Origin of the sequence: Clostridium kluyveri DSM 555, from assembly GCF_000016505.1 — a bacterium.
Classification (GTDB): Bacteria; Bacillota; Clostridia; order Clostridiales; family Clostridiaceae; genus Clostridium_B; species Clostridium_B kluyveri.
Map to the genome: position 1 here is coordinate 222,144 of NC_009706.1, position 14,280 is coordinate 236,423.

Below are 14,280 nucleotides of genomic sequence, written 5' to 3' on the forward strand. Positions count from 1 at the left end.
AGGGAATATCTTTGGCTAAACTTAAAATAACTTTGAAAAAAAGTTTAATAGGAAGAAAAAAAGATCATATTGCCACTGTTAATGCTCTAGGACTAAAAAAAATAGGAAAAGTTGTAGAACATGAGGATAACCCTCAAATAAAGGGCATGATTAAAAAAGTTAGCTATCTTTTAGAAGTAGAAGAAGTATAGTATAAGGGAGGTGTAAGTTAAATATGAAACTTCATGAGTTAAAACCAGCGGAAGGATCCAGAAAGTCACGAAAAAGAATTGGTAGAGGTACTGGTTCAGGACTTGGAAGAAATGCTGGAAAAGGTGAAAAAGGACAAAAAGCTAGAGCTGGCGGTGGAGTAAGAATAGGATTTGAAGGCGGACAAATGCCACTTTATAGAAGAGTTCCAAAGAGAGGATTCACTAATATATTTGCAAAACAGTATTCAGAACTAAATGTTGAGAGATTAAATATATTTGAGGATGGAACAGAAATTACACCAGAGCTATTGATAGAGAAAAGAATGATTAGAAAATCTAAAGACGGTTTAAAAATACTTGGAAATGGTGAATTGCAAAAGAAGCTTACAGTAAAGGCAGTTAAATTTACAAAAGCTGCAGCACAAAAAATAGAAGCAGCAGGAGGAAAAGTAGAGGTGATATAATATGCTATCAACTTTGCGTGATGCTTGGAAGGTTCCAGAACTAAGGAAGAGAATACTGTTTACACTATTTATGGTAATAATTTTTAGAGTGGGAAATTTTATTGCTGTTCCGGGGATAGACACTTCCAAGTTAACAGAATTAACTGGCAGTGGCTCATTATTAGGATTTTATGATCTCTTATCAGGAGGTGCATTTAGTAGATTCAGTATATTTGCTATGGGAGTTATTCCGTTTATTAATTCTTCCATTATAATGCAGCTTCTAACCGTTGCAGTGCCTCGTTTAGAGCAATTATCTAAAGAGGGAGAAGAAGGAAGAAAGAAAATACAAGAATACACTAGATATGCCTCAATACCTCTTGGAGTAGTTCAAGGATTTAGTATATATGCTATAATAAGTAGAGCAGGTGCCCTTGTAGAACCGGGAAATAAATTAAGTATATTTATGATAATATTTACAGTAACTACAGCGTCAACTTTTCTTATGTGGCTTGGAGATAAAATCACAGAACATGGTATAGGCAATGGAATTTCTCTCATAATATTTGTGAATATTATTTCTAGATTTCCATCTGCAGTATCAGGAATGTTAAAACTTCAAGAAGTGGAAATAGTTAATTTCGTAGAGACAATAGGATTTATAGCAGTGATAATCTTATTATTTGTGGCAGTAGTGGTCATGAGTTTATCAGAACGAAGAATTCCCATACAGTATGCAGGTAAAACCAATGCAGGAAGAATGTATAAAGGTCAATCAACACATATTCCTATTAATGTAAATGGTGCAGCTGTTATTGGAATTATATTTGCTATATCTGTCATGCAATTTCCAATGACCATAGGTCAATTCTGGCCAAATTCTGCTTTTGCTCAATTTGTAACAGCAAGTGCATTCAGTCCATTTAAAGAAAGTAATTGGCAATATCCTGTGCTTTATTTTCTGTTGACGATTTTCTTTACATGGTTTTATACAGAGGTAACCCTCAAGCCAGAAGAAATGGCTGAAAATATGAATAAGTCTTCCGGGTTTATTCCAGGAATAAGACCAGGAGAACCTACAGCTATATATATAGAACGAGTTTTAGCGCGAGTAGCAGTTTTAGGAGGAGCTTTTGCTGGAATAATAGCAATATCCCCTATATTAGCAGAAACCTATACTAACTTTAAAGGTATATATTTTGGTGGAACAGGATTGCTTATTATAGTAAATGTTGCTATTGAGACGGTAAGACAATTGCAGTCACAATTACTGGTACGTCATTATCATGGATTTTTGAATTAAAAAAGTTTGGGGATGGTATAGATGAAAATAATTTTATTAGGTCCTCCAGGAGCAGGAAAGGGAACTCAAGCCAAATTTATTAGTGAAGAGTATTCCATACCGCATATATCTACAGGGGATATTTTTAGAAAAAATATCTCAGATAAGACTCCTCTTGGAATTGAAGCTAAAGAATATTTAGATAAAGGTCAGTTGGTACCTGATGAAGTTACTATAAACATAGTTAAAGACAGATTGAGTGAGGATGATTGTGAAAGTGGATTTTTATTAGATGGATTTCCAAGAACTGTGTATCAAGCTGAAGCTTTAGATTCTTTTTTAAATGCAAATGATAATAAAATAGATATGGTCTTACTTATAGATGTTCCTAGAGAATTGATTTTTGATAGAATGACAGGTAGGAGAATCTGCCCATCTTGTGGCGCAAGTTATCACGTAAAGTTTAATCCTCCTAAACTGAAAGATAAGTGTGATATATGTAATAATGATATTATACAGAGAAAAGATGATACAGAATCTACTGTGAAGGATAGATTAGATGTATATGAAAAACAGACAGAACCTTTAATTAATTATTATAAAAAACAAGGTGTGATTTCAACCATAGAAGGCAGTGGAGAAATAAATCAGGTTTTTCAAAGAGCAAAAAGTGCTCTAGGGGCTGTTTGTAAATGATAATAATTAAAACAGATAGGGAAATTGAACTTATGAGACGTGCGGGTAGACTTGTAGGTGAAGCATTGTTAGAAATTAAAAATGCAGTAAAGCCAGGAATAACTACTAAAGAATTGGACAGAATTGCAGAGAAGTATATAATAAAACGTAATGCAAAACCATCATTTAAAGGATATTATGGTTTTCCGGCTTCTATATGTACTTCTGTTAATGAAGAAGTAGTTCATGGAATTCCATCTGAAAATAAAGTTTTGCGAGAAGGCGATATAATAAGTGTTGATTGTGGAGCAGTACTAGATGGATATCATGGAGATGCGGCAAGAACCTTTGCGGTTGGTAAAGTTTCCCCTGAGGCAGAAAAGTTAATTGAAGTAACAAAAGAAAGCTTTTTTAAGGGCATCGAAAAAGCAGTATTAGGAAATAGATTGACTGATATATCTGCTGCTGTTCAAGAATATGTAGAGGGGTTTGGTTTTTCTGTAGTTAGAGATTATGTGGGCCATGGTATTGGAAGTAATATGCATGAAAAACCTGAAATACCTAATTATGGGAGGCCGGGCAGGGGACCTAAGCTTGTAAAAGGCATGGCATTGGCTATAGAACCTATGGTAAATATGGGAAGGTATAATGTAAAAACACAATCTAATAATTGGACTGTTGTTACTACGGACGGAAGTTTATCAGCCCATTATGAAAATACCATTGCTATTTTAGAAAATGGTCCAGAAATATTGACTTTAATATAAAATATTAACTCTAATTAAAGTGTTGATATGCTGTTGGCCGGTGTTAAATTTAAAGTAAAAAGTTTTTATGGCCAACAATAATAAGGAGGTTTGATTACCTTATGTCAAAAGACGACGTTATTGAAATGCAAGGTACAGTTTTAGAAGCTTTACCTAATGCAATGTTTGAAGTAGAATTAGAAAGCGGACATAAAATATTAGCACATATATCTGGCAAATTAAGAATGAATTTTATAAGGATATTACCGGGTGATAAGGTTACAGTAGAACTTTCTCCTTATGATTTAACTCGTGGGAGAATAACCTGGAGAGCAAAGTAATTTAAGGAGGGTTAGCTATGAAAGTGAGGCCGTCAGTTAAGCCTATATGTGAAAAATGTAAGATCATAAAAAGAAAAGGAAGAGTAATGGTTATCTGTGAAAATCCTAGACATAAACAGAAACAGGGATAAACTATTATAAATTTTAGATAGATGTTCGATGATTTTTAAGTAAAATTATGTTTTCATGATTTATGAAGTAATTATGTTTTGAAGTGCGGCTGCAACAGAATAATAAGTATTCTGTTGGCTTTAGAACTTTATATAATAAACAAACTTAATGCTACAGATTATATAACCAGGAGGTGTAAATTTTAATGGCAAGAATAGCAGGTATTGACCTACCCAAAGAAAAAAGAGTTGAAATAGGTTTAACTTATATATATGGCATAGGATTACCTACTTCTCAAAAAATCTTGAAAGAAACAGGAGTAAATTCAGATACGAGAGTTAAAGATTTGACAGAAGAAGAAGTTAACTTATTAAGAAATTATATAAAGAATCTCAAAATTGAAGGTGACTTAAGAAGAGAAGTAGCACTTAATATAAAGAGATTGATAGAGATAGGTTCATATAGAGGTATAAGGCATAGAAAAGGTCTTCCAGTTAGAGGACAAAAAACAAAAACTAATGCGAGAACTAGAAAAGGACCTAAGAAACTTGTAGGAGCTAAGAAAAAATCTAAATAATTTAAGGAGGGAAAAAGATGGCAGCTGGAAGAGTTAAAAGAACAACTAGAAGAAAAAAGGAAAGAAAAAATGTTGAGCATGGCTGTGCGCATATTAGATCAACATTTAATAACTCAATAGTTACAATTACAGATGCTGCTGGAAATACTCTATCCTGGGCTAGTGCAGGCGGCTTAGGGTTTAGAGGTTCTAGAAAAAGTACTCCATTTGCGGCACAGATGGCAGCTGAAACGTCAGCCAAGGCGGCTATGGAACATGGTTTGAAAAGTATTGAAGTATATGTTAAAGGACCGGGATCTGGCAGAGAAGCAGCGATAAGATCACTTCAAGCAGCAGGACTTGAGGTCACTTTAATTAAAGATGTTACTCCAATACCACACAATGGATGCAGACCACCAAAGAGAAGAAGAGTTTAGTTAATAGGAGGTGTAAAATTTAATGGCAAAATATACTGGAGCGGTATGTAGACTCTGCAGGAGAGAAGGCTTAAAGTTGTTCCTTAAAGGGGATAGATGTTATACAGATAAATGTGGATTTTCAAGGAGAGGCTATGCGCCGGGACAACATGGACAGGGAAGAAAAAAAGTATCCAATTATGGTTTACAATTAAGAGAAAAACAAAAGTCTAAGAGAATATATGGTTTATTAGAAAAGCAATTTAGAAAATATTATGATAAGGCCGACAGAAAAAAAGGTATAACAGGTGAAAATTTGTTAGTGTTATTAGAAACAAGACTTGACAATGTAGTTTATAAATTAGGTTATGGTCAGTCAAGAACAGAGGCTAGACAATTGGTGACTCATGGACATTTCAAGGTTAATGGAAGAAAGGTGAATATTCCTTCTTTCAAAGTGTCAGTGAATGATACTATAAGCGTGAAAGATGGCAGCAAATCATCAGAAAAATTTAAAACTTTTGCAGAAAACCCAAAAACTTTACCAACTTGGTTAGAAGGAAATATTGAGAATTTTGAAGGAAGGGTTATTAGAGAACCTATGAGAGAAGAAATAGATGTTCCTGTTAACGAAACATTAATTGTAGAGTTGTATAGTAAGTAATTAATTATGGAATCAGTTGCCCTCAGGAGATACATTATTAGATAAATAGAAGGAGGGTTATATTCATGTTAGAAATAGAAAAACCCAAAATAGAATGTGTTGAAACTAGTGAAGATGGTAATTATGGCAAGTTCGTAGTAGAGCCTTTGGAGAGAGGTTATGGTACTACTCTTGGGAATGCTCTTAGAAGAATTCTCCTTTCTTCCCTTCCAGGAGTTGCTGCTAGCCATGTTAAGATAGATGGCGTGCTTCATGAATTTTCGACTGTTCGTGGAGTAAAAGAAGATGTTTCAGAGTTAATTCTAAATATAAAAGAACTGGCCTTAAAAATGAATGGTGATGGTACTAAAACTATATATATAGATGCACAGGGACCTGGAGAGGTTGTCGCAGGGGATATAAAGACCGATGGCGATGTTGAGATAATTAATGGAGAGCTACATATAGCTACTTTAGATGAAAATAGTAGGCTTTATATGGAGATAACTGTTAATGGAGGCAGAGGATATGTTTCTCAAAGAAGAAATAAGTTTGAGGATATGCCTATAGGTACAATTCCTGTAGATTCTATTTATACTCCTATTAAGAGAGTTAATTTCAATGTAGAGAATACAAGAGTTGGTCAAATAACTGATTATGATAAGTTATCTCTGGAGGTTTGGACTAATGGTACTATATTGCCAGATGAAGCTGTAAGTTTATCGGCTAAGATTCTTATAGAGCATTTTAAATTATTTATGACTCTTACAGATCATGCTAATAATGTTGAAATAATGGTAGAAAAAGAAGAAGACAAGAAAGAAAAGGTTCTTGAAATGGCCATAGAAGAATTGGATCTTTCTGTAAGAAGTTATAATTGTTTAAAGAGAGCTGGAATAAATACAGTACAAGAATTAACTGAGAGAACCATGGATGATATGATGAAAGTTAGAAATTTGGGTAAAAAGTCTCTAGAAGAAGTTGAACAAAAGCTTGATACATTAGGATTATCATTAAAGCAAAATGAAGACTAAAAATTACTAAAATGAACGGATATATACATGTAGTAAGGAGGGATATAAATGGCACAGCATCGTAAGTTAGGACTTCCATCTGATCATAGAAGGGCGATGTTAAGAAATCTAGTCACTAGTTTTTTAAAGCACGGAAAAATACAGACAACGGTAACTAGAGCAAAGGAAGCGAGAAGTTTAGCTGAAAAGATGATTACCCTTGCAAAAAGAGGCGATCTTCATGCTAGAAGACAGGTACTTTCTTTTGTAACTGAAGAAGAAGTTGTAAAAAATTTATTTACTAATATAGCTCCTAAATATGCAGAAAGAAATGGTGGTTATACTAGAATGTATAAGATAGGACCAAGAAGAGGAGACGGGGCAGAGTTAGTTATATTGGAGTTAGTATAAAATTTAAGGGTTAAGTAAAGCTAGCTTAACCCTGTTTTTATATAGAACAAAAGCAAATTTACAGGGGAATTAGAATTTAAGTAAAAACGAAGATTTGATTCTATCTTATCAAATTAGAGAGGTGTTTTCTGTGGATAAAAATATGATATTATGTAAAGATGTAAGTTATAAGTATGAAGATACTGATAAAGGAAATTCAAAATTAGCTGTAGATCATGTTACTTTTGAAGTAAAAAAAGGAGAATTTCTTGTGATTCTTGGAAGGAATGGCTCAGGGAAATCTACTATAGCTAAGCACATGAATGCTCTCTTAATTCCCACTGGTGGAAAAGTTTATGTAGAAGATTTTGATACATGTGATGAAAAGAATATATGGAATATAAGAAATAAAGCAGGAATGGTTTTTCAAAATCCAGATAACCAAATAGTTGCCACTATTGTAGAAGAAGATGTAGCTTTTGGACCAGAAAATTTAGGAGTGCTTCCTGAAGAAATAAGATTAAGGGTTGATGATTGTTTAAAGAGAGTAAATATGCAGGAATATAAAAGATATGCACCTCATTTACTTTCAGGTGGTCAAAAGCAGAGAGTAGCTATAGCAGGGGTACTTGCTATGAGGCCGGATTGTATAATATTTGACGAATCTACTGCTATGTTGGACCCTTCAGGACGACGGGAAGTAATGAATACTATAAAAGAAATAAATGGTAAGTATAATATGACAGTGATTTTAATTACACATTATATGGAAGAAGCAGTAGAAGCAAATAGAATAATTGTCATGGATGAGGGAAAAATTATAATGGAAGGTACTCCAAGAAAAATATTTAGTCAGGTACGCAAAATGAAGGATATGGGACTTGATGTGCCGCAGATGACGGAATTGGCCTATGAACTTAAAGCTAATGGAGTGGATATAAGATCGGATATATTAACTATAGATGAGATGGTGAGTGAACTATGTCGATTAAAATAGAAAATCTAACTCATATATATATGAAAAATTCGCCTTTTGAAAAGAAAGCATTGGATGATGTAAATATTGAAATTAAAGATGGAGAGTTTGTTGCTTTAATAGGACATACGGGTTCAGGAAAATCAACATTAATACAGCATGTAAATGGATTATTAAAACCAAATTCAGGAAAAATAATAGTAGATGGAGTGGACATAACTGAAAAGAAAATTAATTTAAGTTTTATAAGAAAAAAAATAGGGCTTGTATTTCAATATCCTGAATATCAATTATTTGAAGAAACTATAGAAAAAGACATTGCTTTCGGTCCTAAAAATTTGGGATTAAGTGATGATGATATAAATAATAGAGTAAAAAGAGCTATGAATATAGTTGGCTTAAAATATGAGGAATATAAAGATAGATCCCCTTTTGATTTAAGCGGAGGACAAAAAAGAAGAGTTGCTATAGCAGGTGTAGTTGCTATGGAACCTAAAGTTCTTATATTAGATGAGCCCACGGCAGGCCTAGATCCTAAGGGAAGAGATGATATCCTAGGAGAAATAAAAAGTCTGCAGAAAGAATATAAGTTGACCATAATATTAGTATCTCATAGTATGGAAGATGTAGCTAAACTTGCAGATAGAATAATTGTAATGCACAATGGAAAGTGTATACTTGATGGGTCGCCAGTACAGGTTTTTAAGGAAATTGATACTTTGGAAAGTGTAGGACTTGCAGTACCTCAGGTGACTTATATGGTAAGAAAGCTTAAACATAAAGGAATAAATATATCAGAAGACATATTTACTATAGAACAGGCAAAAGAAGAAATACTCAGATTACTAAATAAAGGTTAGGAGAGCTATGAAATGATTAAAGATATTACAATAGGCCAATATGTACCTGGTGATTCTTTTATACATAAATTAGATCCAAGAGTTAAGATATTAATATCTTTAATATACATTGTGGATTTATTTATAGTGAATAGTTTTAAAGGATACATATTTATAGTAGTATTCACCCTGATTTCAATACTTGTGTCCAAAGTGCAATTTACATATATATATAAGGGCCTTAAACCTATATTTATATTGGTTCTTATAACTGCAGTATTAAATATATTTATGACTGGAGGAGCTAATCCGCCCTTGTTTAAATGGAAATTTTTAGTGGTATATAGAGAAGGGCTTATTATGGCTGCATTTATGGCATTAAGGCTTGTGTTTTTAATTATAGGAACATCACTACTAACTTTAACTACTTCTCCCATTGAATTGACTGATGGAATAGAGAAACTCTTAAAACCGGTAAGTAAAATAGGAGTACCTTCTCATGAATTAGCTATGATGATGACTATAGCATTAAGGTTTATACCTACTTTAATGGATGAGACAGATAAAATAATGAAGGCACAAATCGCAAGAGGAGCCGACTTAGAATCGGGAAATCTTATACAGAAAGCTAAAAATTTAGTTCCTATTTTAGTTCCGCTTTTCATAAGTTCTTTTAGGAGAGCTGATGAATTAGCTATGGCCATGGAAGCTAGATGCTACAGAGGAGGGGATGGCAGAACTAGAATGAAAGAGCTTAAATTAAGTAATAGGGATTTTATAGCTTCCTTATGCGCCCTAGTGTTAGTCTGTATTTCCATATTGAGCAGAATATGGTGGGGCAAGTGAAAAATATAAAATTGGTCATAGAATATGATGGTACAAATTATTCTGGATGGCAGAGACAATATAATGCTATTACCATTCAACAGAGATTAGAAGAGGCAATTGAAAAAGCTACAGGTGAATTTTCACCAGTTATCGGTTCTAGTAGAACAGATGCAGGTGTACATGCTAGGGGATTTGTGTGTAATTTTTTTACTGCCAGTAAAATACCTACCTCAAATATTAAAATGGTGTTAAATACATTATTACCTGAAGATATAGCTGTATTGGATTCAAAAGAGGTAGACAGTAGTTTTCATTCTAGATATTTTACAACAGGCAAAGAGTATAGTTATACTATAGTAACAGGAGACAGACCACCAGTTATTGGACGGCAATATGTGTACTACTTTAGAAGAAAATTGGATATAGAAAAAATAAAAAATTCCTGTGAGTATTTTATAGGGACTCATGATTTTTCCGCATTTAAAAAAAAAGGAAGTACAGCTAGATCTTCTATTAGAACTATAAAAGAACTAACGGTTTTAAAAGAGAAAAATATAATTAAATTTAATATTGTTGGAGATGGGTTTTTATATAATATGGTGAGGATAATAATTGGAACTCTTTTAGAAGTGGGATTAGGAAGGTTTAGTATAGAATATGTAAAATATATTTTAGAATCTAAGGACAGAGCAAAGGCAGGAAAGCCTGTACCAGCTAAGGGACTCTGCTTGGAAAAAGTATTTTATTAGATTGACACGCCAGGAGCATTGTATTATAATATAAATGTTTGTATTTTGAGTATAAAGGATTCATTAGCCCCGGATCTTTATATAGAGAATAAGTATATTCGAGTTTTATAAATTTCATTTTTGTAAGATTAGAGATAAGAGAGGAGTTGAAAACCGTTAATCATATAACGGGAAAGCCATGAAATCATATATAGCAAAAGCTGAACAGATTGAAAGAAAATGGTATGTTGTTGATGCTGCCGGAAAACCCCTCGGAAGAGTGGCAAGTCAGGTTGCTTCAGTGTTGAGAGGTAAACACAAACCTATATTTACACCACATGTGGATACAGGTGATTTTGTAATAGTAATAAATTCTGAAAAAGTACTTTTGACTGGTAAAAAGTTGGATCAAAAAATGCTGAGGCATCATTCATTATATCCTGGCGGATTAAAAGAAACTCCATATAGAGAAGCTTTAAATAAGAAACCAGAATTTGTATTTCAAGAAGCTGTAAGAAGAATGCTTCCAAAAGGAGTATTGGGAAGAAAGATGTTGAAGAAATTAAAAGTATATAGAGGTACTGAGCACAATAACGAAGCTCAAAAACCAGAAGTATTAGAATTAAAATATTAGGGTAAAGCTGGAAGGAGGATGAAAAATGGCTAAAGTTCAATATTTTGGTACGGGAAGAAGAAAAAAATCAATAGCAAGAGTTAGACTTGTTCCAGGTGAAGGCAAGATAACTATAAATAAGAGAAGTATAGAAGAATATTTTGGATTGGAGACTTTAAGGGTTATAGTTAATCAACCCTTAGTTTTAACTTCAACAAATGGAAAATTTGATGTATTAGTAAATGTTCATGGAGGAGGATTTACTGGTCAGGCTGGAGCTATAAGACATGGAATATCAAGAGCTCTTTTAAAAGCAGATGAAAATTTGAGATTAGAACTTAAAAAGGCTGGATTTTTAACAAGAGATCCGAGAATGAAGGAAAGAAAGAAGTATGGACTGAAAAAAGCAAGAAGAGCACCGCAGTTCTCAAAGAGATAGTTGGTATAAATTTTCAAGTAAAAGAGTTACAGAAGTGTGACTCTTTTATTGTTGTACAATAAAACCTTCGGATTGTCCGGGGGTCCCAAAAAGCTTTAGCGGAGAGATAATGAAAAAAAACCTCTATTGTATAATTAAAATGCGGTCTGCCAACTGCAAATAAAAATACAATGGAGGAAATTTGCGATGAATAATATACATAGTTTATCACACAGTAAATGGTGTTGCAAATATCATGTAGTATTTGCAACGAAATATAGGAGAAAGGCATTTTATGATGAGAAAAGACTTGAAGTAGGAGTAATCTTAAGAAATTTGTGTCAGTGGAAAGGTGTAAATATACTTGAAGCAGAAGTTTGTATTGATCACATTCATATGTTGTTAGAAATACCACCCAAAATGTTAGTATTAGGATTTATGGGGTTTCTGAAGGGAAAGAGCAGTCAGATGATATATGAAAAATGGGGAAATGCAAGATTTAAATATAGAAATAGGAGTTTCTGGTGCCGGGGATATTATGAGTGTTATATATTAGGAAAACCAACAAGCTCTGTTCGTGTGTAGGTGTCTTATCCTACCTGTAAATGCGAGTTGACTTCGATATACTGGATAATGCGGCGCAGCTCGTCGGCAAACTTAAACCGTATGCTTATGTCGCCGCCCTCGTATACTTTGATATGGTCAACCAGTTCGATTAAGATTTCTCTTGTCAGCTTGTCGATGTTCTCGTATTTTCGGAAAGTTGCTAAAAAAGGATTTTCGGTGTCAATGCCATTTTCCAGTTCGTCCCGCTCTTTTTTCAGATTGGCAATCACTGTGCCAATGGCTTCATTTTGCTGTTCATAATCTTCACTCATGTGGCGGTAATCATTATGTGTGATATGACCGTCTTTCCAGTCCTGATAAAGTGCTTGCTTGTACCGCATGATTTTGGTAAGCTCTTTTTCTTTTGCGGTAATCAGTTCATTCAGCCGTATCGACTGGCTTTTTTTGAGCGGAGCCAAGTTAATTTTTGATACAATAGCGGAATAGCTGACTGCAAGATGTACCTGTTGCCGGATTGCATAGAGTACAGCCGCTTCAAGCCTTGTGCTTTTAATAGAGTGCATAGTGCAGGCTTTTTTAGAAAGGCTCTTATATGTTCCGCATTGGTAGTAAACGTACAATTCCTTGCTTGCTATCCGCGACATTGCCCGGCCACAATCCGCACAGCGGAGAAAGCCGCTAAACAGATAAAGCTGTTTCTGTTTTGGAGAAGTGCGGGTGTCACGCTTTAGCAGTTGCTTAACCTTTTCAAAGGCTTCGCGGTCAATAATCGGTTCATGGGTATTCGGGACAACAATCCAGTCTTTTTCAGGTACAGCTTCGATTTTGTGTATCTTGTAGCTTTTCACACGGTTTCGCCCCTGTGCCATATCTCCAACATAGACGGGATTTTTCAGCATATTGCTGATAGTAATGGTACTCCACATGGGCTGTGTCTGTCCGTTGGGGCATTTGTACTTTAATCCCTGACTTTGCTTGTAAACGGAAGGACACATAACACCGTGGTCGTTCAGATGATTCACAATAGCCCTGACGGTCATACCGCTTAGACACATGGAAAAAATCTGCTTTACCACTTCGGCGGCTTCATGGTCTACCAACAAAGCGTGTTTATCATTGGGGTCTTTGATGTAGCCATAGGGGGCATAGGAGCCAATAAATTCGCCATTACGTTTCTTGTAGTCAAACACCTGACGGATTTTCTTTGAAGTTTGGTAACAATACTGGTCGTTCATTACGTTCGTTATAGGAACAAGAATACTTGATACGCTGTCAGGGTTCAAATAACTGTCTACGCCCTCTGCCAAGCTGATAAAGCGTACATTCATCTGAACAAACAAATTTTCAATCAGGCTCCCGGCGTCCGTATAGTTACGGGAAAGACGGGAAAGGTCTTTGACAATCACGCAGTTTACCTTTTTCGCGTAAATGTCGGCCAGCAGTCTTTGAAAATCTGCCCGGTTCGTGTCTGTACCTGTGCAACCGTCATCAACATAGGTTTCGGCGCTTTCAAATTCATCAAGGTGCTGTCTGTAATAATCATCAAGCAACTTTTTTTGATTGGTGACACTGTTGCTGTCGTCCTTGCCACGATTCAAGTCCTCTTTGGATAACCGGATATATTTTGCAAGATTCCACCGTGTAGGATTATACGAAAATTGAGAAACAGCAGTATTTGTTTCCCTGTTTTTGGTTCGTGCCATGCTTCCTCCTTCCTATCACATTACACTTACATTATACCATTTCAGCATAATGCGAACAATGTTGTCGAGGGCTTAAAAATACCGTTAGATAGCTGATATTACCGACTTCGGGCCAAGTTGGCCCGAAGTGGCATGACCGATTACAGGCCGCTTTTCTGCCGTATAAGAAAGTTTGTAATTACATCCTGCAAGGGGGGGCCGTCCTCCGGGAACTCTACCTTTACCGCAGTATCTCCATGACGGAAGCAGTAAGGGTTTTTTACCTGCTTCAAAATATGTGCCGCACGTTCCCTTTGAGGCAGGCTGTTATCAAAGTCGATTCCGCTAACATCTGTCAACTGTGATTTATCCACTGTGGCAATATCCACATCTTGCATTGTGATGATCTGTTCCAGATTTACCATCGCTTTGTGCCTCCTTCTCAAATGAAAAATGTACTTTATGTTTCCTGCTGTCCTATGAGGAAACATAAACAGTCACCACTTTATAAGCAAAAGTGATGGCTGTTAATCTTTCCTCATACTTCGGGCCGAGTTGGCCCGAAGTCAATAGGGACTGTTCCGGTAATGCCCGTCTGCTTCGTGAATGGATTTGAAGTCAAATCTTTCGTTCAGTTCCATAACCACGCGCCGAATATCATCAGAGCTAAAACCACAGCTTTCCATTGCCCAAATGACATAGCCGCGACAAGCATTGTTGCTCCACGGTTCAGGCAGTATTTCCGATAAATTCATATCTTTTTCCATTTCGATTCTCCTATGCCAGAATAGGGGGAGTGCCGCGCCGGGAAAGAATGGGCTG

General features: G+C 35.2%; 21 protein-coding genes and 1 pseudogene. 19 read left to right on the forward strand and 3 right to left on the reverse strand.

Annotated features, from left to right (window positions below):
- Positions 1 to 11 precede the first annotated feature (11 nt).
- The 19 genes and pseudogenes from rpmD to tnpA all read left to right on the forward strand — a co-directional run.
- Entirely contained in the window at positions 12 to 191 is a 180-nt protein-coding gene (gene rpmD, locus CKL_RS01190) for a 50S ribosomal protein L30 (protein ID WP_011988821.1), read from the forward strand.
- Positions 192 to 214: 23 nt separating this feature from the next.
- Positions 215 to 655: a 50S ribosomal protein L15 gene (gene rplO, locus CKL_RS01195; RefSeq protein WP_011988822.1), complete on the forward strand. Its 441-nt coding sequence runs from the start codon at positions 215 to 217 to the stop codon at positions 653 to 655.
- Position 656: 1 nt separating this feature from the next.
- Positions 657 to 1,937: a preprotein translocase subunit SecY gene (gene secY / locus CKL_RS01200; RefSeq protein WP_011988823.1), complete on the forward strand. Its 1,281-nt coding sequence runs from the start codon at positions 657 to 659 to the stop codon at positions 1,935 to 1,937.
- 21 nt (positions 1,938 to 1,958) lie between these two features.
- The gene (locus CKL_RS01205) at positions 1,959 to 2,612 is read left to right on the forward strand and encodes an adenylate kinase (RefSeq protein ID WP_011988824.1); all 654 of its coding nucleotides are present in this window, start codon (positions 1,959 to 1,961) and stop codon (positions 2,610 to 2,612) included.
- Positions 2,609 to 3,358 carry a type I methionyl aminopeptidase gene (gene map / locus CKL_RS01210; protein WP_011988825.1) on the forward strand — a complete coding sequence of 250 codons (750 nt, stop codon included), beginning with the start codon at positions 2,609 to 2,611 and terminating at the stop codon, positions 3,356 to 3,358. The genes CKL_RS01205 and map overlap by 4 nt, the downstream gene beginning before the upstream one ends.
- Positions 3,359 to 3,459: 101 nt before the next feature.
- Positions 3,460 to 3,678: a translation initiation factor IF-1 gene (gene infA / locus CKL_RS01215; protein WP_011988826.1), complete on the forward strand. Its 219-nt coding sequence runs from the start codon at positions 3,460 to 3,462 to the stop codon at positions 3,676 to 3,678.
- Between the two features lie 17 nt (positions 3,679 to 3,695).
- Complete coding sequence (gene rpmJ / locus CKL_RS01220; protein WP_011988827.1) at positions 3,696 to 3,809, forward strand: 50S ribosomal protein L36; 114 nt, start codon at positions 3,696 to 3,698, stop codon at positions 3,807 to 3,809.
- A gap of 185 nt (positions 3,810 to 3,994) precedes the next feature.
- Entirely contained in the window at positions 3,995 to 4,366 is a 372-nt protein-coding gene (rpsM, locus tag CKL_RS01225; protein ID WP_011988828.1) for a 30S ribosomal protein S13, read from the forward strand.
- A 17-nt stretch (positions 4,367 to 4,383) separates the two neighbouring features.
- Positions 4,384 to 4,782 (forward strand): 30S ribosomal protein S11, encoded by a 399-nt coding sequence (gene rpsK / locus CKL_RS01230; protein WP_011988829.1) that lies wholly within the window; start codon positions 4,384 to 4,386, stop codon positions 4,780 to 4,782.
- Positions 4,783 to 4,804: 22 nt separating this feature from the next.
- Positions 4,805 to 5,425, forward strand: coding sequence for a 30S ribosomal protein S4 (gene rpsD, locus CKL_RS01235; RefSeq protein ID WP_011988830.1), 621 nt, complete (start codon positions 4,805 to 4,807; stop codon positions 5,423 to 5,425).
- A 65-nt stretch (positions 5,426 to 5,490) separates the two neighbouring features.
- Positions 5,491 to 6,438, forward strand: coding sequence for a DNA-directed RNA polymerase subunit alpha (locus tag CKL_RS01240; protein WP_011988831.1), 948 nt, complete (start codon positions 5,491 to 5,493; stop codon positions 6,436 to 6,438).
- Positions 6,439 to 6,486: 48 nt separating this feature from the next.
- Positions 6,487 to 6,828 carry a 50S ribosomal protein L17 gene (gene rplQ, locus CKL_RS01245; protein ID WP_011988832.1) on the forward strand — a complete coding sequence of 114 codons (342 nt, stop codon included), beginning with the start codon at positions 6,487 to 6,489 and terminating at the stop codon, positions 6,826 to 6,828.
- 130 nt (positions 6,829 to 6,958) lie between these two features.
- Complete coding sequence (locus tag CKL_RS01250) at positions 6,959 to 7,804, forward strand: energy-coupling factor transporter ATPase (protein ID WP_011988833.1); 846 nt, start codon at positions 6,959 to 6,961, stop codon at positions 7,802 to 7,804.
- Positions 7,789 to 8,643, forward strand: coding sequence for an energy-coupling factor transporter ATPase (locus CKL_RS01255; RefSeq protein WP_011988834.1), 855 nt, complete (start codon positions 7,789 to 7,791; stop codon positions 8,641 to 8,643). The genes CKL_RS01250 and CKL_RS01255 overlap by 16 nt, the downstream gene beginning before the upstream one ends.
- Positions 8,644 to 8,655: 12 nt before the next feature.
- Positions 8,656 to 9,468, forward strand: coding sequence for an energy-coupling factor transporter transmembrane component T family protein (locus CKL_RS01260; protein WP_011988835.1), 813 nt, complete (start codon positions 8,656 to 8,658; stop codon positions 9,466 to 9,468).
- Positions 9,465 to 10,199 (forward strand): tRNA pseudouridine(38-40) synthase TruA, encoded by a 735-nt coding sequence (truA, locus tag CKL_RS01265; protein WP_011988836.1) that lies wholly within the window; start codon positions 9,465 to 9,467, stop codon positions 10,197 to 10,199. The genes CKL_RS01260 and truA overlap by 4 nt, the downstream gene beginning before the upstream one ends.
- Before the next feature lie 178 nt (positions 10,200 to 10,377).
- Positions 10,378 to 10,812 (forward strand): 50S ribosomal protein L13, encoded by a 435-nt coding sequence (gene rplM, locus CKL_RS01270; RefSeq protein WP_011988837.1) that lies wholly within the window; start codon positions 10,378 to 10,380, stop codon positions 10,810 to 10,812.
- A gap of 25 nt (positions 10,813 to 10,837) precedes the next feature.
- Positions 10,838 to 11,230 (forward strand): 30S ribosomal protein S9, encoded by a 393-nt coding sequence (rpsI, locus tag CKL_RS01275; protein WP_011988838.1) that lies wholly within the window; start codon positions 10,838 to 10,840, stop codon positions 11,228 to 11,230.
- 186 nt (positions 11,231 to 11,416) lie between these two features.
- A pseudogene (gene tnpA / locus CKL_RS01280) lies at positions 11,417 to 11,788 on the forward strand (IS200/IS605 family transposase); the annotation flags it as partial.
- 11 nt (positions 11,789 to 11,799) lie between these two features.
- Here the strand turns inward: tnpA and CKL_RS01285 are convergent.
- The 3 genes from CKL_RS01285 to CKL_RS01295 form a co-directional block, all read right to left on the reverse strand.
- Complete coding sequence (locus CKL_RS01285) at positions 11,800 to 13,479, reverse strand: recombinase family protein (protein ID WP_011988840.1); 1,680 nt, start codon at positions 13,477 to 13,479, stop codon at positions 11,800 to 11,802.
- A 140-nt stretch (positions 13,480 to 13,619) separates the two neighbouring features.
- Positions 13,620 to 13,883 carry a DUF6870 family protein gene (locus CKL_RS01290; protein WP_009064822.1) on the reverse strand — a complete coding sequence of 88 codons (264 nt, stop codon included), beginning with the start codon at positions 13,881 to 13,883 and terminating at the stop codon, positions 13,620 to 13,622.
- Positions 13,884 to 14,024: 141 nt separating this feature from the next.
- On the reverse strand, positions 14,025 to 14,225 hold the full coding sequence (locus CKL_RS01295; protein ID WP_011988842.1) for a hypothetical protein: 201 nt from the start codon (positions 14,223 to 14,225) through the stop codon (positions 14,025 to 14,027).
- Between the last annotated feature and the right edge of the window lie 55 nt (positions 14,226 to 14,280).